Origin of the sequence: Saccharothrix luteola (assembly GCF_020859565.1) — a bacterium.
GTDB lineage: Bacteria > Actinomycetota > Actinomycetes > Mycobacteriales > Pseudonocardiaceae > Actinosynnema > Actinosynnema luteola.
On record NZ_JAJHUO010000018.1, the window covers coordinates 62590 to 86584 of the forward strand.

General features: G+C 73.0%; 23 protein-coding genes. 9 read left to right on the plus strand and 14 right to left on the minus strand.

Features of this window, described 5'->3' with window-relative positions; genetic code table 11:
- Positions 1-71 precede the first annotated feature (71 nt).
- Both LNK82_RS24650 and LNK82_RS24655 read right to left on the minus strand, forming a co-directional pair.
- Positions 72-1235 (minus strand): glutathionylspermidine synthase family protein, encoded by a 1164-nt coding sequence (locus LNK82_RS24650; RefSeq protein ID WP_230569368.1) that lies wholly within the window; start codon positions 1233-1235, stop codon positions 72-74.
- A complete protein-coding gene (locus LNK82_RS24655) occupies positions 1236-1925 on the minus strand; it encodes a hypothetical protein (RefSeq protein WP_308257260.1) in 690 nt (229 codons plus the stop codon).
- Between the two features lie 120 nt (positions 1926-2045).
- Between LNK82_RS24655 and LNK82_RS24660 the strand changes: the two genes are divergently transcribed.
- Complete coding sequence (locus LNK82_RS24660) at positions 2046-3110, plus strand: septum formation family protein (protein ID WP_230569369.1); 1065 nt, start codon at positions 2046-2048, stop codon at positions 3108-3110.
- A gap of 4 nt (positions 3111-3114) precedes the next feature.
- Complete coding sequence (locus LNK82_RS24665; RefSeq protein WP_230569370.1) at positions 3115-3465, plus strand: metallopeptidase family protein; 351 nt, start codon at positions 3115-3117, stop codon at positions 3463-3465.
- A gap of 6 nt (positions 3466-3471) precedes the next feature.
- Here LNK82_RS24665 and LNK82_RS24670 read toward each other — a convergent pair whose 3' ends face one another.
- Together LNK82_RS24670 and pheA are read right to left on the minus strand one after the other, a co-directional pair.
- A complete protein-coding gene (locus LNK82_RS24670; protein WP_230569371.1) occupies positions 3472-4086 on the minus strand; it encodes a histidine phosphatase family protein in 615 nt (204 codons plus the stop codon).
- Positions 4083-4976, minus strand: coding sequence for a prephenate dehydratase (gene pheA, locus LNK82_RS24675; protein ID WP_230569372.1), 894 nt, complete (start codon positions 4974-4976; stop codon positions 4083-4085). Before pheA ends, LNK82_RS24670 begins: the two co-directional genes overlap by 4 nt.
- 114 nt (positions 4977-5090) lie before the next feature.
- On the opposite strand from pheA, the gene LNK82_RS24680 reads away from it, so the two are divergent.
- Entirely contained in the window at positions 5091-5693 is a 603-nt protein-coding gene (locus tag LNK82_RS24680; RefSeq protein ID WP_230569373.1) for a macro domain-containing protein, read from the plus strand.
- 50 nt (positions 5694-5743) lie between these two features.
- On the opposite strand, the gene LNK82_RS24685 is transcribed toward LNK82_RS24680, so the two are convergent.
- Positions 5744-6226 carry a GNAT family N-acetyltransferase gene (locus LNK82_RS24685; protein ID WP_230569374.1) on the minus strand — a complete coding sequence of 161 codons (483 nt, stop codon included), beginning with the start codon at positions 6224-6226 and terminating at the stop codon, positions 5744-5746.
- Positions 6227-6286: 60 nt separating this feature from the next.
- On the opposite strand from LNK82_RS24685, the gene LNK82_RS24690 reads away from it, so the two are divergent.
- Entirely contained in the window at positions 6287-6916 is a 630-nt protein-coding gene (locus tag LNK82_RS24690) for a response regulator (RefSeq protein WP_230569375.1), read from the plus strand.
- Here the strand turns inward: LNK82_RS24690 and LNK82_RS24695 are convergent.
- The 4 genes from LNK82_RS24695 to LNK82_RS24710 are packed head-to-tail and all read right to left on the minus strand — an operon-like array spanning position 6908 to position 13630.
- The gene (locus LNK82_RS24695) at positions 6908-8026 is read right to left on the minus strand and encodes a GAF domain-containing sensor histidine kinase (protein ID WP_268996983.1); all 1119 of its coding nucleotides are present in this window, start codon (positions 8024-8026) and stop codon (positions 6908-6910) included. The two genes, LNK82_RS24690 and LNK82_RS24695, sit on opposite strands and share 9 nt — an antisense overlap.
- The gene (gene cydD, locus LNK82_RS24700; RefSeq protein WP_230569377.1) at positions 8023-11127 is read right to left on the minus strand and encodes a thiol reductant ABC exporter subunit CydD; all 3105 of its coding nucleotides are present in this window, start codon (positions 11125-11127) and stop codon (positions 8023-8025) included. Before cydD ends, LNK82_RS24695 begins: the two co-directional genes overlap by 4 nt.
- The gene (gene cydB, locus LNK82_RS24705; RefSeq protein ID WP_230569378.1) at positions 11124-12140 is read right to left on the minus strand and encodes a cytochrome d ubiquinol oxidase subunit II; all 1017 of its coding nucleotides are present in this window, start codon (positions 12138-12140) and stop codon (positions 11124-11126) included. Before cydB ends, cydD begins: the two co-directional genes overlap by 4 nt.
- Positions 12141-12151: 11 nt before the next feature.
- Positions 12152-13630, minus strand: a complete 1479-nt coding sequence (locus LNK82_RS24710; RefSeq protein WP_230569379.1) for a cytochrome ubiquinol oxidase subunit I — start codon at positions 13628-13630, stop codon at positions 12152-12154.
- A gap of 153 nt (positions 13631-13783) precedes the next feature.
- On the opposite strand from LNK82_RS24710, the gene LNK82_RS24715 reads away from it, so the two are divergent.
- A complete protein-coding gene (locus tag LNK82_RS24715; protein WP_230569380.1) occupies positions 13784-16084 on the plus strand; it encodes an RCC1 domain-containing protein in 2301 nt (766 codons plus the stop codon).
- 229 nt (positions 16085-16313) lie between these two features.
- Entirely contained in the window at positions 16314-16913 is a 600-nt protein-coding gene (locus tag LNK82_RS24720) for a TMEM165/GDT1 family protein (RefSeq protein WP_230569381.1), read from the plus strand.
- Here LNK82_RS24720 and LNK82_RS24725 read toward each other — a convergent pair.
- Positions 16910-17299: a nuclear transport factor 2 family protein gene (locus LNK82_RS24725; protein WP_230569382.1), complete on the minus strand. Its 390-nt coding sequence runs from the start codon at positions 17297-17299 to the stop codon at positions 16910-16912. The genes LNK82_RS24720 and LNK82_RS24725 overlap by 4 nt on opposite strands.
- 75 nt (positions 17300-17374) lie before the next feature.
- Here LNK82_RS24725 and LNK82_RS24730 point away from each other — a divergent pair, with 75 nt between their 5' ends.
- Complete coding sequence (locus LNK82_RS24730) at positions 17375-17962, plus strand: TetR/AcrR family transcriptional regulator (RefSeq protein ID WP_230569383.1); 588 nt, start codon at positions 17375-17377, stop codon at positions 17960-17962.
- A 12-nt stretch (positions 17963-17974) separates the two neighbouring features.
- Here LNK82_RS24730 and LNK82_RS24735 read toward each other — a convergent pair whose 3' ends face one another.
- The 4 genes from LNK82_RS24735 to LNK82_RS24750 are packed head-to-tail and all read right to left on the minus strand — an operon-like array spanning position 17975 to position 21313.
- Entirely contained in the window at positions 17975-18559 is a 585-nt protein-coding gene (locus tag LNK82_RS24735; RefSeq protein ID WP_308257261.1) for a Uma2 family endonuclease, read from the minus strand.
- Between the two features lie 46 nt (positions 18560-18605).
- On the minus strand, positions 18606-19274 hold the full coding sequence (locus LNK82_RS24740; protein WP_053714875.1) for an IclR family transcriptional regulator: 669 nt from the start codon (positions 19272-19274) through the stop codon (positions 18606-18608).
- 3 nt (positions 19275-19277) lie between these two features.
- Positions 19278-20450, minus strand: coding sequence for a fumarylacetoacetate hydrolase family protein (locus tag LNK82_RS24745; protein ID WP_230569384.1), 1173 nt, complete (start codon positions 20448-20450; stop codon positions 19278-19280).
- Positions 20447-21313, minus strand: a complete 867-nt coding sequence (locus LNK82_RS24750; protein WP_308257262.1) for a hypothetical protein — start codon at positions 21311-21313, stop codon at positions 20447-20449. Before LNK82_RS24750 ends, LNK82_RS24745 begins: the two co-directional genes overlap by 4 nt.
- Positions 21314-21382: 69 nt before the next feature.
- Between LNK82_RS24750 and LNK82_RS24755 the strand changes: the two genes are divergently transcribed.
- Positions 21383-22558: a homogentisate 1,2-dioxygenase gene (locus LNK82_RS24755; RefSeq protein ID WP_230569385.1), complete on the plus strand. Its 1176-nt coding sequence runs from the start codon at positions 21383-21385 to the stop codon at positions 22556-22558.
- 60 nt (positions 22559-22618) lie between these two features.
- Complete coding sequence (locus LNK82_RS24760) at positions 22619-23902, plus strand: SWIM zinc finger family protein (protein ID WP_230569386.1); 1284 nt, start codon at positions 22619-22621, stop codon at positions 23900-23902.
- Positions 23903-23995 lie beyond the last annotated feature (93 nt).

A 23995-nucleotide genomic window follows, 5' to 3' on the forward strand; every position in this document is an offset into this window, starting at 1 on the left:
CGCCGGTGAAGGAACCGGTGAAGGAGCCTGTGACGACGGGTGTGGCGCCTTCGGGGGTTTCGGGGAGGGGTTCATTCGACGATCCTGTGCGGCACGAACGCCGCGCCGTCGTCGGTGACCAGGCCGACGGTCTCCCGGATGCCGAGGCCCGCCGACGCGTCGCCGACGACCCACGCGCCGAGCGCCGGCCGGTAGCCGTCGAACTCGGGCAGCGGGTCGAAGAGCTGGTAGACGAAGCCCTCCTTGCCGTAGACCCCGCCGGTTTGGGTCTCGTAGCCGGGGGCCACGATCTGGATGTTCTGCCCCTCACGGCCGAGCCTCGGCTTGCGCACGTATTCGGTGAGCAGGCCGGGGTCGTCCAGGAACGCGGGCAGCAGGTTCGGGTGGCCGGGGTACATCTCCCACAGCACGGCCAGCAGCGCCTTGTTGGACAGCAGCATCTTCCACAGCGGCTCGACCCACAGGGTGCCGGGCAGGCTCTCCACCGCGTAGCGGCCGAACTGCTCGTCGACCACCCACTCCCACGGGTAGAGCTTCACGACCGTGCCCATCGGCGCTTCCTCGAGGTCGACGAACCGCTTGAGCAGCGAGTCCCAGCCGATCTCCTCGATCGCCAGGCCGACCGTGTCCATGCCCGCCTCGGCCGCGGTCTCCTGCAGGTAGGCCACGGTGACGTGGTCCTCACCCGAGGGGTCCGCGCCCGACCAGGTGAAGTGCAGCTCGTTGGACGGCAGCCGGCTGCCGATCTCGGCCCAGCGCTCGACCAGCTTCTCGTGGATCGAGTTCCACTGGTCGTCCTCGGGGTGCACGTCGGTCTTCCAGTTCCACTGGACGACCGACGCCTCCAGCAGCGACGTGGGCGTGTCGGCGTTGTACTCCAGCAGCTTGGCCGGCCCGCTGCCGTCGTAGCGCAGGTCGAACCGCCCGTACACGTGCGGGTCCCGGCGCTTCCACGACTCGGCGATCGCGGGCCACAGCCACTCGTTGATGCCGAAGTCGCGGTAGCGCTCGGTGAGCACCACGTTGTCGACGGCTTCGAGGCACATGTTGTGCAGCAGCTCGACGTCGGCTTCCAGCGACAGCACGTCGCTCATGTCGAAGACGTAGTGCGCCGACTCGTCCCAGTACGGGCGCGGGCTGCCGTCCGCGGCGCGCGCCGGCGCGCCGAACACCAGCCCCTGCTCGGAGACGGTGCGCTGCCAGTTCGGCCGGGGCGCTGAGGTCTCCCGACGCACTCAGCTGCCCCCGCTCTTGCTGCCGCCGGACACGCCGAACCCACCGCGCTGCACGACCGTGCCCGACTTGGTGCTGATGTTCGCGCCCTTGGGCATGGTGTAGCTGCCGCCGCTGATCTTCTGGCCGACGGGGGTGCTCGGCGCGCCGTAGTTGTAGCGGTACGAGCTGCCGCCGATGTAGATGAACCCACTGCTGACGTAGCCGCCGTGCGACCTGGCGTAGCTCTCGTCGCAGTACTGGTCCTCGACCACCACGTCGTCCTTGACGCACTGCGCGACCACGTCGTCGGGGCTGGACGCGGCGTACCAGATGGCCACCACGCCGGCCACGCCGACGGCCACGCCGCCGCCGATGAGCAGCCGCTTGCGCAGCTTCTTGCGCCGCGCCTCCTCGGCTTCGACGGCGAGCTGCTGCTCGCGCTGCTGCTCGATCGCCGCGGCGCGGGCGCGCTGCTCGGCCAGTGTCGGCGGCCGGGGCTTGGTCTGGCCCGCTTCCTGGCTGCGGATCTGGCCACGACCGCCCGGCGGCGGTCCTTGGGGCGGTCCCTGCGGCGTCGGGGGCGCGTAGGGCGGCGGCGACGCGCCACCGCTGCCCGGCCCCGGCGTCGCCGGTCCGCGGTTCTGGTCCGGTCCGCTCGGCCCACCCTGGCCGGGCGTCGCGGCGCTACCGGTGTTGTCGTTCTCAGTCATCAGCCACTCCCGGCGGGGACGGTACAGAGATCGGCCGCCGAATGGGTGACGAGTGTCCCAAAAGCAACACTCTCCACCCGCCCGAACGGTTACACGGCCTACACAGGCATCATGGAGTAGATGTCCGCCACCACGCGCTGGTTTCGTCGAGGTGACCACTTGGTCATGCTCGGCGCGTCGGCTGGCGCGTTCGTGCTGCTGGCCCTGAGCACCCTGACCGGGTGGCCGGTGGGCGCGGGCGGCGCAGGCAGCCCGGCCACGACCAAGGTGAACCCCGTCATGGCAGCTCAGGCGGGCGACTGCCTGAACTGGACCAAGCAGGACCTGTCGGACGTCGAGAAGGTCGACTGCGCCGCCCAGCACCTGTTCGAGGTGACCGGTGTGGCGGACATCTCCGCCGCTCACGGGCCGCAGGCGCCGTTCCCGGACGACGAGCAGTGGCAGCTGATCAGCCAGGAGCAGTGCGCGAAGCCGTCGCTGGACTACCTCGGCGGCAAGCTGGACCCGTTCGGCAAGTACACGGTCGGCCCGCTGAACCCGGGCGAGCGGCTGTGGGGCGAGGGGCAGCGGACGCTGCGCTGCGGCCTGCAGGTGGCCGGTCCGGCGGGCGGGCTGCTCCCGGCCTACGGCACGGCGCGCACCCAGGACCAGTCCGACGTCTACGACCCGGGCGTGTGCCTCGGCATCACCCCCACCGGGTCGGTCGGCGACCCGATCGACTGCGCGAAGCCGCACACGTTCGAGATCACCGGCGTGGTGCCCCTGCCGGCGGGCGAGTTCCCGCCGTCCGACCAGCAGGACGACGTGCTGTTCGCCGAGTGCAACAAGCTCACCGCCGAGTACACCGGCGGCGCCGACCTCAAGGCCCGCGGCCTCATCGTCACGTGGGACACGCGGGTGCCGGAGAGCTGGGCCGCCGGCTCCCGGCTGGCCAACTGCAAGGTCGGCGCGCAGCCCGTCGACAACGTCCTGATCGCGTGGGAGGGCAGCGTCCGCAACCCGAACGCGCCGCCGCTGACCACGTCCAACCCGCCGCAGACGACCGCCGTGCAGCAGGACGAGCCGACCGGCGCGCCCCTGCACTCCGAGTCCAACTCCAGCTCCGCCGCTCCGCCCTCGTCGGGCTCCAAGCCGCCCAAGTCGGACGAGACGACGACAGCCACGACCACGACGACGTCGAGGTGACGACATGCCGGTGGAGATGACCCGTCAGCGGTTCGAGGAACTGGTGGGCGAGGCCCTCGACCTCATCCCGCCGGACTTCGCGGCGGCGATGAGCAACGTCGTGGTGCTGGTCGAGGACCGCAACGCGGACGTGCCCAGCCTGCTCGGCCTCTACCACGGCATCGCGCTGACCAGCCGGACCACCGACTACGGCGGCGTCCTGCCGGACCGGATCTCGATCTACCGCGAGGCGATCCTGGACATCTGCCGCACCGAGGACGACGTGGTGGAGGAGGTCGTGGTCACCGTGGTCCACGAGATCGCGCACCACTTCGGCATCGACGACGCCAAGCTGCACGAGCTGGGCTGGGGCTAGGGCCGATCAGTCCCCGACCACGTCCACCCCGGTCCACGACGTGCAGCGCCAGCCGTCGTCGCCGCGTTCCAGCACGACCCGGCCGGTGTTGGGCAGCAGGCCCGCCTCGGCCAGCGCCGGGCCCACGTTGCGGGCCAGCGCGAGCGCGCCCATCCGCAGCACCGCGCCGTGGCTGACCAGCACCACCGTGTCGCCGTCGCGGTGCTTGGCGGTGATCCCGTCCACCGCGGCCAGGTAGCGGTCCAGGGCCTGGCGACCGCTCTCGCCGCCGGGCAGCGGCACGTCCAGCTCGCCCTCGGCCCACTGCTTCACGGTGGCGATGAAGACCTCGAACGCCTCGCGGTCGTGCCGCCCTTCGAGGTCGCCGCAGAAGATCTCCTGCACGCCGTCCACGACCTCGACGTCCAGGCCGTGCGCCGCCGCCACGGGCGCGGCGGTCTCCTGCGCGCGCACCGCCGTGCTGGCGTACACGGCCGTCACGGGCTCGGCGGCCAACTGCTCGGCCAACGCGGCGGCCTGCGCCCGGCCCGCGTCGGTCAGCGGCGGACCGGGTGGCAGCGAGTCCAGCGCCATCTTCACGTTCGACGCCGTCTCGCCGTGTCTGACCAGGATCAACCTCACGCGCCGTGCCCCCTCCGGACCGCGTCGACCCACTCGGCCGCCGCCACGAACTCCTCGTTGCCCGCCACCACGCCGCCCGGCTCGGCCTTCGGGTAGGAGCCCAGGAACCGGGTCTGCGGGCAGTGCCGGTGCAGCGCGGCCAGCGCGTCGCCCACCCTCGGCTCGGCCACGTGACCGTCGAAGTCGACGTAGAACCGGTACTCGCCGAGCCTGCCCTTGGTCGGCCGGGACTCGATGCGGGTCAGGTTGATGCCGCGCAGCGCCAGCTCGGTCAGCAGCTCCGACAGCGCGCCGACCCGGTCCGCGGCCGTGCAGACGACCGACGTGCGGTCGTGGCCGGTCGGCTCGGGCAGCTCGCCGGGGGGGCGGAGGAGCAGGAACCGGGTCTTCGCGTCCCGCACGTCGGCCACGTCGGTGGCCAGCACCTCCAGCGGGTAGTGCCGCACGGCCACCGGGGCGCTCACGGCGGCGTCGAACTCGTGGTTGAGCACGGCGCGCGCCGCGGCGGCGGTGGAGGTCGTGGCGACCGCCTTGGCCTCCGGCAGGTGCTCGGCGAGCCAGTGCCGCACCTGGGCCAGCGCGTGCGGGTGGCTCGCGACCGTGCGCACGGGCCCGCCGCCGGGCCGCACCAGCACGCTGAACCGCACCGGCAGCACCGCCTCGGCCACCGCGACCAGCGGCTCGCCCTCGGTCAGCGCGTCCATCGTCGCGGGCACCGCGCCCTCGACGGAGTTCTCCACCGGCACGCACGCCGACCCGGTTTCCCCGCGCCGGGTGGCCGTCAGGGCGGCGGGCACCGTGTCGAACGGCACCAGCTCCTGCTGCGGAGAGGCGAAGCCGCGTGCGGCCTGCTCGGTGAAGGTTCCCTGCGGTCCGAAGTAGGCGAGCACGGCCGCAACGATACGAGGACCACGTCCGGTGACCGTTGTTGAGGCGAGGATCACCCGCCCGGTGGGTGCCCGCCCCCGTTCCGCCGCAACCCGTTCTCCTGGAATGCTGGTGATGTGTCCGCCGCCGATACGGAGGGTGAGATCAACGCTCCGGTAGCAGTTCCCCGTCTGGTGTTGTGCGCCGTCGACGAACCGCTGGCCCGTGCCTGGCTCGCGGTGGCCGACGGCCGGAGCGGCGTCGAGGTGCACCGGGGCTCGGTGCTCGACATCGTCGCCGAGGCCGTGGTGAGCCCCGCCAACTCCTCCGGCTGGATGCGCGGAGGTATCGACGCGGTCTACGCGCGCGCGTTCCCGCTGGTGGAGGGCAACGTGCGCAGTGCCGTGCTCGGCTTGCACGGCGGCGAGTTGCCGGTGGGCGAGGCGCTGGTCGTGCCGACCGGCGAGCCGGAGCCCGAGTGGCTGATCAGCGCGCCGACCATGCGGCTGCCCGGTGAGCTGCTGCCCGGGGACACCGTGCACCCGTACCTGGCCGCGCGCGCCGTGCTGCGGCTGTGGCTGGGCGGCCGGTTGGACGACGGCCGCCCGGTGCGCGAGGTCGTGCGCACGATCGCCATGCCCGGCCTGGGCACGGGCGTCGGCGGCGTCGCGCCCGCCACGTGCGCCCGGCAGGTCGCGGCCGCGTGGGACGAGGTGTTCAGCCCGCTGCCCCGCAGGTAGCCGCCAGTTGTGCACAACCTGTGGACAGTTCGACCCCGACCTGTGGACAACTAGCGCGGCGCGACCCAACGCTCCAGGTCCAGCTCGTCGGTGATGGGGATGCCGTAGTCACCGACGCTGGGGATCTCCGGCTTGAGTCGACGGGCTTCGCGCACCGCGTCGGCGCGCAGGGCGGTGAGCCGGAAGCCGCGGCGCTGGTAGAAGCGCAGGGCGTCGAGGTTGTCGTTGGTCGTGGTGAGCCTGACCCGGGAGCAGCCGAGCTGGCGGGCCCGGCGGACGGCGGCGTCGACCAGCGAGCTCCCGACACCCCTGCCTCTTCGCAACGCGTCGATGGTGACGATCTCCAAGTGTCCGTCGGCGGCGGCGTAGGTCAGCAACCCGACCACGGTGTCCTGCTGTTCGACCAGGAACCCGGGCAGGCTCGCCGGGAAGAACACCTGGCCGTGGGCGACCGCGGTGTGCGCGCCCCACAGCTCAAGCACCAGCCTGCCGACGACGATCCGGTCGGCTTCCTCGATCGCGCGTACGAGCATCCCTGCACTGTCTTGGCGGGCGGGCGCGGTGGGTACCGGCATTCGACCTATGGTTGGTTCGTGCCGGTGCGAGTGTTGCTCGTAGACGACCACGAGGTGGTGCGCAGGGGGCTGCGCGAGCTGCTGGAGGACGAGGACGACATCTCGGTGGTCGCCGAGGCGGGCGGGGTGGGCGAGGCCCTGGTCCGCGCTTCGGCGACCCGGCCGGACGTCGCCGTGGTCGACGTCCGGCTGCCCGACGGCGGCGGCGTGGAGCTGTGCCGCCGGCTGCGCGCGCTCGCGGACGGGCCGAGGTGCCTGGTGCTGACCGCGTTCGACGACGAGGAGGCGCTGGTCGGGGCGATCATGGCCGGTGCGTCGGGCTACCTGCTCAAGCAGGTGCGCGGGCAGGACCTGGTGACGGCCGTGCGCGAGGTGGCGGCCGGGCGTTCGCTGCTCGACCCGCAGACGACGTCCCGCGTCCTGGACCGCATGCGCCGCCCGGTCGAGGTGGACGTGCTGGACGCGTTGACCGAGCAGGAACGGCGGGTGCTGGACCTGATCGGGGAGGGCCTGACCAACCGCCAGATCGCCGAACGGCTGTTCCTGGCGGAGAAGACGGTGAAGAACTACGTCACCGCGGTGCTGTCGAAGCTGGGCATGGAACGCCGCACGCAGGCCGCCGCCTGGGTGGCCCGCCGGTCACGCTAGCGGCACGTGCCAGGTGATCGTGGTGCCGGTCCGGGGCGACGACGCGATCTCGCACCCACCGCCGGCCGCCAGCGCGCGCTCCTCCAGGTGCCGCAACCCCCGCTTGGCCACCCCGCGCGGGACGCCGCACCCGTCGTCGGCGACCTCCAGGTCGAGCCGGTCGGGCGTGCGGCGCAGCGTGATGCCGACGTGCCGGGCGCCCGAGTGCCGCACCACGTTCGACAACGCCTCCCGCAGCGCCGCGCGGGCGTGGTCGGCCAGGTCCGCCGGCACGTCCGCGACGTCGCCCTCGACGCGCACCTCCGGCTCGAACCCGAGCAGCTCGCCCGCCGTGCGGGCCTCCGCCAGCACCGAGCCCTTGAGGTCCACGTCGGCGGGCTTGCCCGGGTCGGCGCTGCGCAGGGCCCGGACGGTGGCGCGGACCTCGGCCATCGTCTGATCGAGCTGGTCCACGCAGTCCGCCAGCCGCCGCGCCTCCCGGCCGTCGAGCTTGAGCCGCCGGTCGAGCAGGTCGAGCTGCACGCCGGTCGCGTACAGCCGCTGGATGATCACGTCGTGCAGGTCGCGCGCGATGCGCTCGCGCTCCTGGTAGACCGCTATCCGCTGCCGCGCGGTCGACCCCTCCGCCAGCACGACCGCGAGCCCCGCCTGCGCGGCGAACGCCGCCAGCACCTCGACCGTGTCCGTGCTGAACGGTTGCGCGCCCTTGCGCCGGTACACCGCCAGCGCGCCGATCTTGCGCTCCTTGGTGCCGAACGGCGCGACCGCGAACGGCCCGTACCCCCGCAACGCCTTCGGCACGAACGGCGCGGTGCGCGGGTCGGTGGTGAAGTCGTCCGCGACCACGGGCACGCCGGTCCGCGCCGCCCGCGCCGCCGACGAGCGGCTCGACAGCACGACGCCCACCGGGTCGTCGTCGCCCGAGGACGCCTCGACGGTCAGCGTGCCGTCCTCCGCCGTCACCATGGCCAGCCCGAGGTCCGCGCCGGCGAGTTCGACGGCGCTGCGCACCACGAGCGGCAGCACGGCGTCCGGGTCGTCGCCGGCCAGGGCGGCCGAGGTGATCTCGGTCGACGCGGCGAGCACGCGGGCTGGGTCCACGGTGGTCAACGGTAGGCCCTGGTCCGCATCCGCCCCTCGGCGACGTCCAGCACCAGGTCGGCGCGGTCGGCCTCGGCCGGCCGGTGGGTGATGTGGATGACGGTCTTGTCCCGCAGCACGTCGTCCAGCCGGGCCAGCAGCGCGGCGGCGGTCGGCTCGTCGAGGTGCGCGGTCGGCTCGTCCAGGAGCACGAGGTCGGCGTCGTGGAGCAGGGCGCGGGCCAGCGCGACCCGCTGCGCCTCGCCGCCCGAGAGCAGGGTCGGGCCGATCACGGTGTCGAGGCCGAGCCGGACGCCCGCGACGTCGAGCGCCCAGCGCAACCGCGCGTCATCCGCCCGTGGGTCGCCCAGCCGCAGGTTCTCCCGGACCGTGGTCGAGACCAGCATCGGCTCCTGCGGGCACCAGGCCACGCGGTCGGGCCGCCACACCAGCCCGCGTTCGGGTTCGAGGAAGCCCAGCAACAACGCGAACAGGCTCGACTTGCCCGCGCCCGACGGACCCACCACGGCCACCTTGGCGCCGGCAGGCAGGTCGAACGACACCCGCTCCAGCACCGGTTCCGCGCTGCCCGGCCACTTCACCGTCACGCCTTCGAGCCCGACCGCGCCGCCGACCGAGCCACGCTCGACCCGTGCCGCGCCGGTCGCCGGCGACTGCTCGACGATCCGGCCGTACGACTCGCGCAACGCCGCCCGGTGCTGGGCGGCCGCGGGCAACGTGCCCAGCACCTCGGCCAACGCGAGCGGCACGAGGCCGAGGACGGGCACGAGCAGCGGGTCGACGCCCCCGGCCAGGCCGATGCACACCGCCGACGCCAGCCCGGTCGTCAGGTGCACGATGCCGATCGCCGCGCCCGCGCCGAGGGCCTGCCGCCGTGCCTGCCGGGCGAGTTCGGCGTCCTGGCGCGCCAGCTCGGCGCGCACCACGCGGTCGGCGCCGAACGCGATCAGGTCGGGTGCGGCGGTGAGCAGGGTCAGCACCTGCTCCGACACGTGCCGCCGTCCCCTGGCGAGCACGGCCGTGGCGCGGCGTTCGGCGAGCACCGCGACGACCGGCGCGAGCGTGCCGCCGAGGACCAGCGCCACCGCCAGCGCGAGGCCGGCCACCGGCTCGATCACCGCGAACAGCGTCACCGCCGCGAGCGACACGCCCACCGCGACCAGCGGCGGCTGCAGGACGCGCGGCACCAGGTCGCGGACCGCGTCCACGTCGTCGACCAGTCGGGTGAGCTCGGCCCGACCCGGCCGGAGGCCGCGCCACAACCGGACCCGCAGCGACTCGGCGTGGCGGAACGCGGCGTCGTGCGACACCAGCCGCTCCAGGTACCGGAACACGCCCTTGGCCAGCGCGAACGTCCGCACGCCCACCACCAGCACTGACAGCGTCAGGATCGGCGGCTGGGTCGCCGCCTTCGCGATCAGGTAGGCCGCGAACGCCGTGAGCGCCACACCGCTCAGCGAGGCCGCCGTGCCCAGCAACGCCCCCGCCAGCAGCCGCCGGGTCGGACGCGGCGTGCGCGCGGCGGTCGACCGGTCGTCCACGACGCCGACCTCACGAGCCGCCGCCACCTCCTCGGCCTGCTCGCCCACCAGCCGGTGCGTCGCCAGCACGACCGCCGCACCGTCCTCGGCGGCCCGGCGCACGGCGGCCATCACCTTCGCGGCCGTCGCCGGGTCGAGGTGGGCGGTGGGCTCGTCCAGCAGCAGCACCCTCGCGCCGTCCCGGACCCGCGTCAGCGCACGCGCGACCGCGACCCGCTGGCGCTCCCCGGTCGACAGCTCCGCGATCGGCCGCGCCACCAGGTGGTCGGCCGCCACCGACGCCAGCACGTCGTGATCGACCCGGCCCGCGGTCAGCTCCAGCTCGTCGGCCACGGTCCGCCCGGCGAACGCGGGCCGCTGCGGCACCCAGGCGATGGACGACCGGTCGACGGCCACCGACCCGCCGTCCGGCTCCACGAACCCCAGCAGCACGCCGAACAGCGTCGACTTGCCCGCCCCGCTGGGCGCGTCCACCCGGTGCACCTCGCCGGGCCGCACCCGGAACCCGACCCCGTCCGGCGCGAACCGCCCCCGCCGCCGGACGCGGACATCACGGACCTCCACCCCCTCGACCGAGCCGACCGAGCCGACCGGGCCGTCCTGGCGGACCGGACCGGGCGCGGGGATCTCCGCGACCCGCCGCACGGCCTCCACACCGTCCTCCGAGGCGTGGTGAGCCGCACCGGCCGCCCGCAACGGCAGGTAGCACTCCGGCGCGAGGATCAACACCACCAGGCCCGTGACCAGCGCCATGTCCCCCGACACCAGCCGCAGCCCGATACCCACCGCGATCAACGCCACCGACAGCGACGCCACGATCTCCAGCACCAGCGCCGACAGGAACGCCACCCGCAACGTTCCCATGGTCGCCCGCCGGTACCGCTCGCCCACCTCCCGCACGGCCGACGCCTGAGCCGCCGCACGCCCGAACGCGGTCAGCACCGGCAACGCCCGCACCAGCTCCGCCAGCCGACCCGACAACCGCTCCAGCGCCGTCGCCGCCGCGGCCACCCGCGCCGAGGTGAACCGGCCGATCAGGATCGCGAACACCGGGATCAACGGCAGCGTCACCGCGATCAGCACGGCCGACGTCGGGTCGGTGAAGAAGATCCACCCGCCGACCGCCACCGGCACCACGGCCGTCGTCACCAGGGCCGGCAGGTACCGGGTGAAGTAGGCGTCCAGCGCGTCCAGGCCCTTGGTCGCCAGCACCGCCAACGACGCCGGGCCCCGCGCCACGATCCACGACGGCCCGAGCCCCAGCGCCCGGTCCAGCACCGCCGCCCGCAGCTCCTCCTTCGCGCCCGCCGCCGCACGCGCCGCCACCGACTCGGTCGCCCACGCCAACAGCGCCCGCACCACGACCGCGCCCGCCAGCACCCACAACGACCCGCCGGTCACCAGCGCCGACGCCAGCGCGACCGCCTGCCACACCAGCGCGCCGGCCGTGAGCGCGGCCAGCACCGCGCACCAGGCCAACGCCCGGCGCGCCGAGCGCGAGAGCGCGGGCAGCGCGCCGAGCGGGCCTTTCCCCGGCTTCTTGGCGGAAGGGGCTCCGGGGAAGTTCATCGGGTCGTCCCGGCGGGCACGTGGACGTCCGGGATGTGCCGGGTGCCGATCCGCTTGCGGAACACCCAGTACGTCCACCCCTGGTAGACGAGCACCGCGGGCGTGCCGAACGCGGCCACCCACGTCATCACGGTCAGCGTGTACGGGCTCGACGCCGCGCCCGCCACCGTCAGCGACCACGCCGGGTCCAGGGTCGACGGCAGCACGTTCGGGTGCAGCGCGCCGAACAGCGCCGCCACCGTCGCCGCCACCACGACACCCATCAGCGCGAACGCCTGCCCCTCGCGCCGCAGCACCAGCCGCCCGTACGCGCCCAGCGCCCCCAGGGCCACCACGATCGACGCGCCCCACGTCCACACCGACCCGAACCGCAGCTGCACGATCAGCAGCAGCACCAGCAACGGCAGCAACGCCACCGGCGCGACCTTCAACGCCAGCGCGCGCGCCCGTTCCCGCACGTCGCCCTCGGTCTTCAGCGACAGGAACACCGCGCCGTGCACCAGGGCGTACCCGGCCACCGCCACCGCGCCGAGCAGCGTCTCCCACCGGATCGAGGCGAACGGCGAGCCGACGCGGTCGCCGGCGGCGTCCAGCGGCATCCCGAACACGGTCGTCGACAGCAGCAACCCGACCGCGAGCGCGGCGGTCCACGACCCGGTCACGATCACCGCGTCCCACACCCGCCGCCACCGCGCCGAGTCCACCTTCCCCCGGTACTCGAACGCGACACCGCGCCCGATCAGCGCCAGCAGGAACAGCACCAGCGGCAGGTACACCGAGCTGAGCAGCGCCGCGTACCAGGCGGGGAACGCGGCGAACGTGGCGCCGACCGCCACCAGCAGCCACACCTCGTTGCCGTCCCACACCGGCCCGATGGTGTTGACCAGCACCCGCCGCTCGCGCTCCGACCGCCCGAGCACGGGCAGCAGCATGCCGACGCCGAAGTCGAAGCCCTCCAGGAACAGGTAGCCCAGCCACAGCAGGGCGATCACGCAGAACCAGAACGTCTCCACGGCTCCCCCTCTCAGTAAGCGAACGTCAGGACGTCGTCGTCGCGCGAGTCGGCGTCGTCATCGGGTTTTCGAGCCGGCAGCACGCCCGCGACCCCAGCGCGGACGTACCGCCGGATCAGGAACACCTCGACGCCCGCCAACACCCCGTAGACCAGCGTCAAGGCGACCAGCGACGTCAACACCTCCCCCGGTGTCGACGACGACACCGCACGCGCGGTGAACATCCACACCCCGTCCACCCCGCTCGGGTTCGGCACCACCACGAACGGCTGCCGACCCATCTCGGTGAAGATCCAGCCGAAGCTGTTGGCCAGCAACGGCGTCGCGATGCTGCCCAGCGCGAGCCACTTGAACCACCGGCCGCGCGGCGTCCGACCGCCGCGCGTCAGCCACAGGACCAGCAGCCCCGCCCCGACCGCGAGCCCGCCGAACCCGATCATCAGCCGGAAGCCCCAGTACGTGACCGGCAGGTTCGGCACGTAGTCGATCGGCTTGCCCGACAGCTCGCCCAGCTTCGGGTCGACCGGGTAGTTCGCGCCGTACTTCTCCTGGTACAGCGGCACCAGGTCCTCGATGCCCTTCACCTCGGTGGTGAAGTCGTTGTGGGCCAGGAACGACAGCAGCGCGGGCACCGTGATGCTCTTGACGTTCTCGCAGTCGGGCCGCGACACGTCGCCGAGCGCGAACACCGAGAACGCGGCGGGCGACTCGGTGTGGCACAGCGCCTCGGCCGCGGCCATCTTCATCGGCTGCTGCTCGAACATCAGCTTGCCCTGCACGTCCCCGGTGATCGCGAGCCCGGTGAACGCCGCGACGCCCACCCACGTGCCGACCTTGACCGACGCGCGCCACACCGGCCCGTCGTCGCTGCGCCGCCACAGGTGCCACGCCGCGACGCCGACCAGGAACGTCCCGGCGACGGCGAACGCGCCGAAGATCGTGTGCGGGAACGCGGCCAGCACGGTGTTGTTGCCCAGCACCGCCCAGATCGACGTCAGCCGGGGCCGCCCGTCGACCATCTCCACGCCGACGGGGTGCTGCATCCACGAGTTCGCGGCGAGGATGAAGTACGCCGACGCGATCGTGGCCAGCGAGAACGCCCACACGCAGGCCAGGTGGGCCTTCTTCGGCAGGCGGTCCCAGCCGAAGATCCACAGCCCGAGGAACGTCGACTCGACGAAGAACGCGACCAGGCCCTCCATCGCCAGCGGCGCGCCGAACACGTCGCCGACGAAGCGCGAGTAGGCGCTCCAGGTCATGCCGAACTGGAACTCCTGCACGATGCCGGTGACCACGCCCATGGCGAAGTTGATCAGCAGCAGCTTGCCCCAGAACTTGGTCATCGCCAGGTACTTGCGGTCACCCGTGCGCACCCACGCGGTCTGCATCCCCGCGACCAGCAGGGAGAGCCCGATGGTCAGCGGCACCATCAGGAAGTGGTAGACGGTGGTGATGCCGAACTGCCACCGTGCCAGGTCGAGGACGTCCACGGACCGACCGTAGGCCCGGGCCGGGGGTCGGCCTCAGGTACGACGGTCCCCCTGGACCCGGGACCAAGGTCCTGTGCGCGAACTCGCGCTACCGGTTTCGCGCCGCGGGAACGTATGGTCCGTCCGGCTCATCGTGGACCTTGGGGGAACATCATGCGGCGGCTTCTCGCGCTCTGCGCGGCCGTGCTCGTCGTGCTCGGCGCTCAACCGGCACAGGCGGATCCGATCGCGGCACAGGCGGATCCGGGCCCGTACGCGCAGGTGGTCGACGGGGGTCTCACGTTCGTCCCGATGGCCCCGCTGCGGGTGCTGGACACGCGGGACGGCACCGGCACCGGCGGCGTGGTGGGCCCGGTCGGGTACGGCGGCGTGTCCGTGGACCTGACCGGGCACCTGCCCGCCTCGGCGACCGCCGTGGTGTTCAACCTGACCGGCACCGAGCCGTCGGAGGACACGCACGTCGGGGTGTTGTCCTACGTCGCGATCTCGAACCTCAACCTCAAGGCGGGCGAGACGCGGGCGAACCTCGTCACGGCGGAGTTCCTGGGTGGGGCGCCGCGGCTGAGCCTGACCAACAAGGCCGGCCGGGTGCACCTGATCGTCGACCTGGCCGGGTACTACACCACCGACGAGGCCACGCGGTTCACCACGACGCAGCCGACCCGGGTGCTGGACACCCGTGCGGGCGGACCCGTCGGCCCGGGCTCGACGCGCGAGGTGGACCTGTCCGCCGTGGTGCCCGCCTCGGCCACGTCGGTGACCTTCAACCTGACCGCGACCGAGCCGACCGCCGCGACCCACGTGACCGCGTACCCGTCCGGCGCGGCCCGGCCCACCGCGTCGAACCTCAACCTGGTGGCCGGCCAGACCAGCCCCAACCTGGTCACCGTCGCCCTCGGCCCGGATCGCCGGATCACGCTGTACAACCACGTCGGCGACACGCACCTGGTCGTGGACGTGGCCGGGTACTACGCCGCCGACCGCGGCCACCGGTTCTTCCCGGTGGCCGCGCGCGCCCTCGACACGCGCGAGGTGGGCGGGCCGGTCGGTGCCGGCGTGGCCCGCCACGTCGACCTCACCAGCCGGATCCCCGCCACCGCGATGGCGGTGTCGCTCAACCTGACCGGCACGAACGTCACCGCCGACACGTACGTGACGGCCTACCAGGCGGTCACGCCGCGGCCGGGGACGTCGAACCTGAACCTGTCCGCCGGCCGGGACACGGCGAACGCCGCTGTGGTGAGGATCGGCGGTGACGCGCGGATGGCGCTGTACAACAACGCGGGCTCCGCGGACCTGGTCGTGGACGTCGCCGGCTTCTTCGCCACCCCGCCCGGGTGCCTGGTCGACTGCGTGCACGCCTGGGGCGGCGACCTGGACTACGGCCCGGCGCCGAGCTTCCGCCCCTGGTTGTCCGGGGTCACCGACGTGGCCGCGGGCGCCTCCACCGCCTACGCGCTCAAGTCCGACGGCACGGTGTGGTCGTGGGGCCGGAACAACGCCGGCGAGTTCGGCTCCGGCGCCACCGGTGGCCGTTCGGCGGTCCCCCTGCGGGTCCGCGGGCTGACCGGCGTGACGGCCGTGGCCGCCGGCAGCTTCACCGCGTACGCGCTCACGACCCACGGCACGGTGTGGGGCTGGGGTTCGAACCAGTACCGGCAGCTCGGCCCGGACGTCACCGGCGACTCGAACGTCCCGGTGTGGGTGGGCGGCCTCACCGACGTGACCGCCATCGCCGGCGACCACGTCACGGCGTACGCGCTCAAGTCCGACGGGACCGTGTGGGGCTGGGGCAACTCGGTGCACGGCCCGCCCCACGGCGTGTGCCCCACCGAGTCCGACTGCCTGCCGGGCAAGCCGAGGCGGATCGCACTGCCGCAGCCGGACGGCACCCGGTTCACCGCGATCGCGACCACCAGGGCGTCCACGGGGTTCGCGTTGCGCTCGGACGGCACGGTGTGGGCGTGGGGCCAGAACCGGCGGGGTGAGACCGGCACGGGCTCGCCGCTGGGCGACGACGTGCCGCCGGCGCGGGTCGTCGGGCTGACCGACGCCGTCGCCATCGCGGGCGGCCTCGAGAACGGGTACGCCGTCACCGCGGACGGCCGGGTGTGGTCGTGGGGCTACCACTACTGGGGCCAGCTCGGGACCGGCGCGCCGTGCGCCGACCCGGCCGCCTGCCACTCCGACGTGCCGGTCCAGGTCGCCGGGCTGACGGACGTCGTCGCGGTCGAGAGCGGCTCCTCGACCGCCCTCGCCCTCCGCGCCGACGGCTCGGTGTGGGCCTGGGGCAGCAACAACCTCGCCGGGCACCTCGGCAACGGCACGTCCGGCAGCTGCACGACGACGCCGCGGTCGGAGCACTGCCTGTCCACCACCCCGGTCCGGACCGCGATCTCCGGGGTGAAGGCCATCAGCGGCGGCGGGGTCGGTCTGTTCGCGATCAGGCCGTAGCCCCTCGTCCCCGACGGGCGGGGTACGCTGTGGACGCCAGAGGGGAGTAGTTCCCCCGGGTCACCACGACCGGGGCGAGAGGATCGACATACTGATCCGCCCAGCGCGGATCCGGTCCCTCACCCGTTCTTCGGAGCGGGCGAACGAGACCTCCGGCCGGGCAGTGCAGGACGCCCGGTCGGGGTCGTGCTGCCTCCGTCCGGGTTCACATCGGACGTCGGAGGTTCCCGTGGCACCTGAACTCATCGCGGCGGCGACGGCTTTCGCCATCGTCTTCCTGGCCGAGCTGCCGGACAAGACCATGGTCGCCACCCTCGTGCTCACCACGCGGTACCGGGCTTGGCCGGTGTTCGTCGGCGTGACGGCGGCGTTCGCGATCCAGTGCGTGGTGGCCGCGACGTTCGGCGGCGTGCTCACCCTCCTGCCCGACCGGGTGGTCGCGGGCGTGGTCGCCGCGCTGTTCGGCGTGGGGGCGTTCCTGCTGCTCAAAGAGGGTTTCTCGAAGGACGGCGACGAGACGGGCGCGGCCGCGAACGGGCCTGATCGGGTGACGTTCCGGAGGGCAGCGCTCACGTCGTTCGGCGTCCTGTTCGCCGCCGAGTGGGGCGACGCCTCGCAGCTCGCCACGGCCGCCCTGTCCGCCCGCTACGCCAGCCCGGTGTTCGTCGGCCTCGGCGCGTTCCTGGCCCTGGTCACGGTCGCCGCGATCGCGGTCCTGGTGGGCCGCAAGGTCGCCACCCGCATCCCTACGCACCTGATCCAGCGGGTGAGCGGCTTCGTCTTCGCCGGGTTCGCCCTGGTGGCCCTGTGGCAGGCGGTGGTGGGTTAGGCGGTCGCGCCAGCGCTGCGGGTGAGCAGGTGGGCTTCGCGCATCCGGCCGTCGGGGGCGAACCGCCCGAAGAAGTGGACGTCGATGGTGAGGGACTTGCCCCGGTTGACCACGTGCAGGGTGTACCGGGCGGCGATCCGGTCGCCGTCGGCCAGCGCTTCGTGCACCTCCACCCGCGAGGTCGGCCGGTTCTTGCGGACCGGGCGGGTGTGCGCGATCAGCTTCGCGCGGTCGATCGCGTTGCCGTCGGCGAACTGGACGACGTCAGGGGTGTGGTAGCGGTCCACGACGAGTTCGGCGTCCTCTTCGCCGTTCACGAGGTCGTCCGTGAAGGAGGTGAGGAAGTCGGCGATGAACTGCTTCGGATCGGCGTCGACGCGGCCCACGGTGTTCCTCTCCCCGACGATCTCTTACACGCCGTAAGATATCCACCACCCACCAACTTTGACAAGGTGTAAGAGATGCCCGAGGCCGCCGCCCGCAACCGCCGTGCCGACGCCCGCCGCAGCCGGGCCGCGATCCTGGAGGCCGCCGTCCGGCTGCTCGACACCAACCCCGACGCGGGCGTGGAAGCCGTCGCCACGGCCGCCGGCGTGACCCGCCAGACGGTCTACGCCCACTTCCCGTCCCGGGAGAAGTTGCTGGCCGCGGTCGTCGACCACGTCACCGCGGAGGCCGTCGCGGCCATGGACGCCGCCGACCTCGACACCGGACCCGCCGCCGACGCCCTGCTGCGCCTGCTCGAAGCCGGGCAGCGGACCGCCGGGCGCCACCCCGTCCTGATGCGGGCCGTCGCCGCGCTGCCGGTGGCCCCGGAAGCCGACCACGACCGCCACGCGCCCGTCGCCGAGCGGCTGGCGCGGGTGATCCGGCGCGGCCGGGAGGCGGGCGAGTTCGACGACGGCCTGCCGCTCGACTGGCAGATCGCCGTCACGGTGAAGCTCGGGCACGCGGCGAGCGAGGAGGTCGACGCCGGCCGGCTGTCGGAGGGGGAGGCGGCGCGCACCCTCCGGACCACCCTCCTGCGCGTCCTCCGCGCCGACCGCTGACCCTCCCGGATCTCAGACCAGTCCGTCGAGCTTCACCGTCACCGGGAAGGGCACCGACGTGGTGAACTCGCCCACCACGTCACCGGCGTCCTGGTAGCCGAACTCGCCGGCGAGGTGACACGCGACCAAGGAGATCGGCGGGTCCAGGTCGACGATCCAGTAGTGCGGAATACCCGCGTCGGCGTACTCCCCGCGCTTGATGACCCGATCCATGCGCTTCGAGCCGGGCGACACGAGCTCGATCACCACCAGCACCTCGGACGCCTTGAGCAGGCGCCCGCTCCTGGCCGCCTCACGCGGCACGACGACCAGGTCGGGCCGCCGCGAGAAACCGGGATCGCCCGGGGGGACCAGTTCCAGGTCGACGTCCACGTCCTGGATCGCGACCAAGTCGCCGGGCACCTGGTCGCGGAGCTGGACGAACAGCTCACCCGAAGCCATCATGTGGCGCGGACTCGGGCTCGGTGACATCAAGATGCGACCCTCCTGCAGCTCGGAGTAGCCGGGCCCGGTCTCCCCCAGCTCCGCGTATTCGGCGACCGTGAACAAGTGGACGTCCTCGGCCGAGTTCTCCATGTCCTCGGACAGAGCGATCACTTCGTTCCCTTCGTATACGCAGAGTGTAAAAATAGGCTACCTTGCGTCAGCGCAACGCGTCGGCGACCTCCTGAGCCGCTCGCACCACCTGCGGCCCCACCACGTCACCGTCCAGCTTCTCCAGGGCCACCACGCCCACGCTGGCCCGCAATCCGGGCACGCCCCGCACCGGCGCCGCCACCCCGAACGCGCCCGGCTGCAACTCGCCCGTCGAGTGGACCCACTGCCGCCCCTCCGGGGACAGCCCGATCGCCTTGCCCGCCGCGCCCCGGTGCACGGGGTGGCGCGACCCGACCCGGTACGCCACGTGGTACGCCGTCCACGACGGCTCCACCACGGCCACCGCCTGCGCCTCGCTCCCGTCGGCCACGGTCAGGTGCGAGGTCGCGCCCACCGCCTCCGCCAACGTCCGCAACGCGGGCTGCGCCGCCAACCGCAACTGCGGCAGCACGTTCGACGCCAACCGCAGCACGCCGAGCCCGAGCCGCACCTTCGACCCCTCGCGCCGCACCAGCCCGCGCGACTGCAGCGGCACCAGCAGCCGGTACACCGCCGCCCGCGACGCGCCGATGGCCGCCGCCAGCTCGCTGATCGACGGCGCCTCCGACTCGGCGTCGGCCACCGCCTGGAGCAGGGCCAGGCCCCGCTCCAGGGTCAGCGAGCTCTCCTTCGACGCGGGCGCCGGCAGCCGGCCGCGGGGATCGGGTCTGACCACGCTCTACCTCTCGTCGGCGGGGACGACCGTGCCGAGGACCTCGGCCAGCCCGACGACCGAACCGCCTTCACCCGGGGCCGTCGCGGTGATCCGCACCGTGTCGCCGTCCTCCAGGAACGTCCGCTCGCCGTCGTCGAGCACCACCGGCTCCTTCCCGCCCCAGCTCAGCTCCAGGAAGGAGCCGCGCTGGTCGCGGGCCGGGCCGGACACGGTGCCCGACGCGATCAGGTCGCCCGGCCGAACGGTAGCGCCGTTCACCGACAGGTGCGCGAGTTGTTGCGCGAACGTCCACGACATCTCGCGGAACGGCGGCCTGGACACCACGGTGCCGTTCCACTCGACCTCGAGGTCGATGTCCAGGCCCCACGCCCGGTCCTCGACCAGGTACGGCAGCACGTCGTTGCCCAACGGCGGCGGCGACACCCGGGCCACCGCGAACGCCTCCAGCGGCGTGATCCACGCCGAGACCGACGTGGCGAACGACTTGCCCAGGAACGGCCCGAGCGGCTGGTACTCCCACGCCTGGACGTCCCGCGCGGACCAGTCGTTGACCAGCGCCACGCCGAACACGTGCTCGACCGCCTGCGACGGCGTCAGCCGCGACGCGACCGGCCCGCCGCAGACGAACCCGACCTCGGCCTCGATGTCCAGCCGGCCCGTCGGCCCGAACACCGGACCGGCCGAGGACCGCCGCTGCCCGTGCGGCCGGACGATCGGCGTGCCGGACACGACCACCGTCCCCGCCCGGCCGTGGTAGCCGACGGGCAGGTGCGTCCAGTTCGGCAGCAGGGCCTCGCCGTCGGGCCGGAAGATCCGGCCGACGTTCTCCGCGTGGTGGCGCGACGAGTAGAAGTCCACGTAGTCGGCCACGGTGAACGGCAGCACGGCGCCGTCCAGCCCGACCAGCTCCGCGCCGCGCGGCGCCGACGTGGCCGAGACGATCTCGACCAGCCGCGCCCGCAGCTCGCTCCACGTGGGCCGGCCGGCCGCCAGCAGGGCGTCCAGCGTGCCCGTGGCCACCAGGGGCTCCAACCGCTCGCCCAGGGCCAGTCCCCGCAGCAACAACGCCTGGTCGCCCACCCGCACCGCGACACCGCCGGGCACGACGCCGTACGGCAGCGTCTGCGGCCCGAACGGCTCGTCCGCGGTGAACGCGGGGTCCTCGATCCAGCTCACAGCAGACCCAGCTCCTCCAGGTCGGCGATCGGCTCGTCCAGCGAGCACGACCCGTAGGAGGCGAACACTCCGCGGACGGCGTGCGCGGCCTGGTCGGACAGGCCGTTGGCCTCCTCGCCCAACGCGACCGCGTCCGTGCTCGACAACGCCTCGCGCACGTCGCCGCCGGACAGCGAACGCGCGGTTGCGACCAGCAGGTTGAGGAACCCGTGGTGGGTGAACCCGGTTTCCTCGTCCGTGTGCCGCACGGCGTGGTGCAGGCCGGCGGTCGCCTTGAAGGCCACGCCGCCGCTGCTCACCACGGCGAGGAAGTCGGCGACCTCGTCCACGCTGGGGAAGTTCTCCTTGCTGACCCCGCCGCAGCGCAGCTTGGGCCAGCTGCCGTGCTCGATGACGCGGCGCACGCCGTCCAGCCACTCGGCGCCGCCCCGGCGGGGCTCGACGACGCGGATGACGTCCTCGGGCACGAACTCGGAGACGCGTTCGAGCCACACCTCGTCCACGTCGGACGGGGCCGGCATCTCGACCATCCGCAGCGCCAAGAGCTCACTGCGGGACTCGACGATCGACACGGCCTTGGGCACACCTCCCAGACCCGTGTCGATGACCAGCGAGAGGGCGACCGGCTTCACCGGCTTCACCTTGATCAACTCGGTGATCAGCTCGGCGAGTCGCGAAGCGGGGCACAGGAAGAGACCGACCGCACCGGCCCATTCCCCGGCGCGTGCGTCGAGGTGGCCGCGGACCGCGTCGGGCATCGACGCGTTGCCCGGCGGGAACAGTGCGGCGTCGTCGACAAGCCTCGCGAGCAGGGGCGGAGTGCCGCGTGGACCGGGCGCACGGAGTTCGAAGGCGCTTGACACGGCTGACACGCTAGTGGCGTACCGGTCAATGAACAAAGATGTCCGACTATCGAACGCCCGGAGTGAACCATGGCGTACTACCGCCAGGTGGGTGAGATCCCCCGAAAGCGCCACACGCAGTTCCGCACACCGGAGGGCGGGCTGTACGCGGAAGAGCTCATGGGGGTCGAGGGCTTCTCGGCCGATTCGGCGCTGCTCTACCACCGCCACCTGCCGACCGCGATCGTCGACGCGGTCACCGTCGAAGAGGCGCGCGGCGCGCTGGCGCCGAACCTCCCGCTCAAGCCGCGGCACTTCAGGACACCGGCGTTGACCTGGGATTCGGCTGCCGACGCGATCACCGGCCGCCGCACGCTGTTCGGCAACGCCGACGTGGTCATCGGTTTCGTGACCGCCACCGCGCCCAGCCCGCTGTACCGCAACGCGGCCGGCGACGAGCTGCTGTACGTGCAGTCCGGCGAGGGCGTCGTGGAGACGATCTACGGCGCGCTGCCGGTCGCCGAGGGCGATTACGTCGTGTTGCCGACGTCGTGCACGTACCGCGTGGTGCCGTCCGGGCCCATGAACATCCTGGTGCTGGAGGCCACCGGACACATCGGACCGCCGAAGCGGTACCTGTCGGCCAAGGGCCAGTTCCTGGAGCACTCGCCGTACTGCGAGCGCGACATCCGCGGACCGGTGGAGCCGTTGTTGGTCGACGGCGAGGACGTGGAGGTGCTCGTGCGGCACCGCGCGGGCCTCACCCGGTTCACCTACGCCAACCACCCGTTCGACGTCGTCGGCTGGGACGGCTGCCTGTACCCGTGGGTGTTCAACATCCGCGACTTCGAGCCGATCACGGGCCGCGTGCACCAGCCGCCGCCGGTGCACCAGACGTTCGAGGGGCCGAACTTCGTGGTGTGCTCGTTCATGCCGCGCAAGGTCGACTACCACCCGTTGGCCATCCCGGTGCCCTACAACCACGCCAACGTGGACTCGGACGAGCTGATGTTCTACGTCGGCGGGAACTACGAGGCGCGCAAGGGCTCGGGCATCGGCATCGGCTCGCTGTCGCTGCACCCGGCGGGCTGCACGCACGGGCCGCAGCCGGGCGCGGTCGAGGCGTCGCTGGGGGCGGACCACTTCGACGAGACCGCCGTCATGGTCGACACCTTCCGGCCGCTCGACCTCGGTGAGGCCGCGGTGGCGTCCGAGGACCCCAAGTACGCCTGGTCCTGGGCACGTCGGGGTCCTGACCTGGATTGATCGACTTTCCGCCGGGGAGTGCCCCGGTTCTGTCGGTGGGTGCCTCTAACGTCTGCCGGCATGGACGCACAAGCGCTTCTGGAGCAGGCCCCGGACGGCCAGGTGGCGAGCAGCGCCACCCGGCTGGCGGGGTTCTCCGGGTGGCAGGGGACGGGTCGCAGCGACACCGCCCTGTGGGGTCTGTGCAAGGGCAGCGGCAAGAACCCGTACCAGGTGTGCGTCGACCTGGGCGACCGGGCGACGAAGTGCTCGTGCCCGTCGCGGAAGTTCCCGTGCAAGCACGCGTTGGCGTTGCAGCTGCGGGACCTGCGCGAGCCGTTCCCCGTCACGGAGACGCCCGACTGGGTGACGGAGTGGCTGACCCGTCGCAACCGTGCCGCGGGTCCCGCCGCGTCGGCTGGGTCGGACGACTCGCCGGAGGCGGTCGAGCGGCGGGCCAAGGCCAAGGAGAAGACGGCCCTGGCCAGGCAGAACGCGGTGCGCGCCGGGGTCGCCGGGCTGACCGACTGGTTGGGCGACGTGGCCGGCGCGGGGCTGGCCGGGCTGCCCGCGCGTGACGCGGCGTGGTGGCACTCGATCCAGGCGCGGATGGTGGACGCGCAGGCCAAGGGGCTGGCGTCGGCGGTGGACGAGGTGCGCGGGATCGTGGCGGCGGGCGGGCCGCGGTGGGCCCACGACGCGGCGGACCGGTTGGGCGGGCTGCACCTGTTGGCGCGGCTGTCGTCGTCACCTGATGCAGTGATTCGCCGCCGGCTGGGGTTCTCCGTGGCCGAGGAGGAGGTGCGCGCCGGTCCGGGGTGGACGGACCAGTGGGCGCCGTTGTTGAAGGTGGAGAGCGACGACGGCCTGGTGCGGACCGTGCGGCAGTGGGCTTGGGGGCGTTCGCACGGGTGGGTCGTGGCCGTGCGGCATGCCGGTGGCGGAGGCCGCCCCGTGCCGCCGTTGACGCACGGGGTGCAGGTGCAGGGGGTGCTGCACCCGTACCCCGGCGTGCCGCCGCACCGGGTGGCGGTGGGTGAGCTGCTGGTGGAGCGGCGGCCGGAGCCGGTGCCCGCGCCTTCGACGTGGCGCGCGGCCCTGGCGGGTCTGGAGGAGCACCTGAAAGCCGACCCGTGGCAACGCCTCCACCCGCTGGGGTGCGCGTCGGTGCGGGTCACTGCCGATACCAGGCACTTGGTCGACGAGGAAGGCCGCGGCCTCCAGGTCCGCGGCGACCTGGGCCTGGACCAGGCGTTGGCGCTGACGGGCGGCGGGCAGTTCGACGCGTGGGGCCTGTGGAACGGCCGCGAACTCCGCCTGGGCGCCGTCGCCGTGGCCGGCGGAGCACCGGAGGTAGTGGGATGATCACGCAGGCAGCAGAGGAACTCCGGCAACACGATCGGGTGATCATCGCCCGAAAATGTACGGAAACACCGTTACCGCCCCTCGGTTGCATAC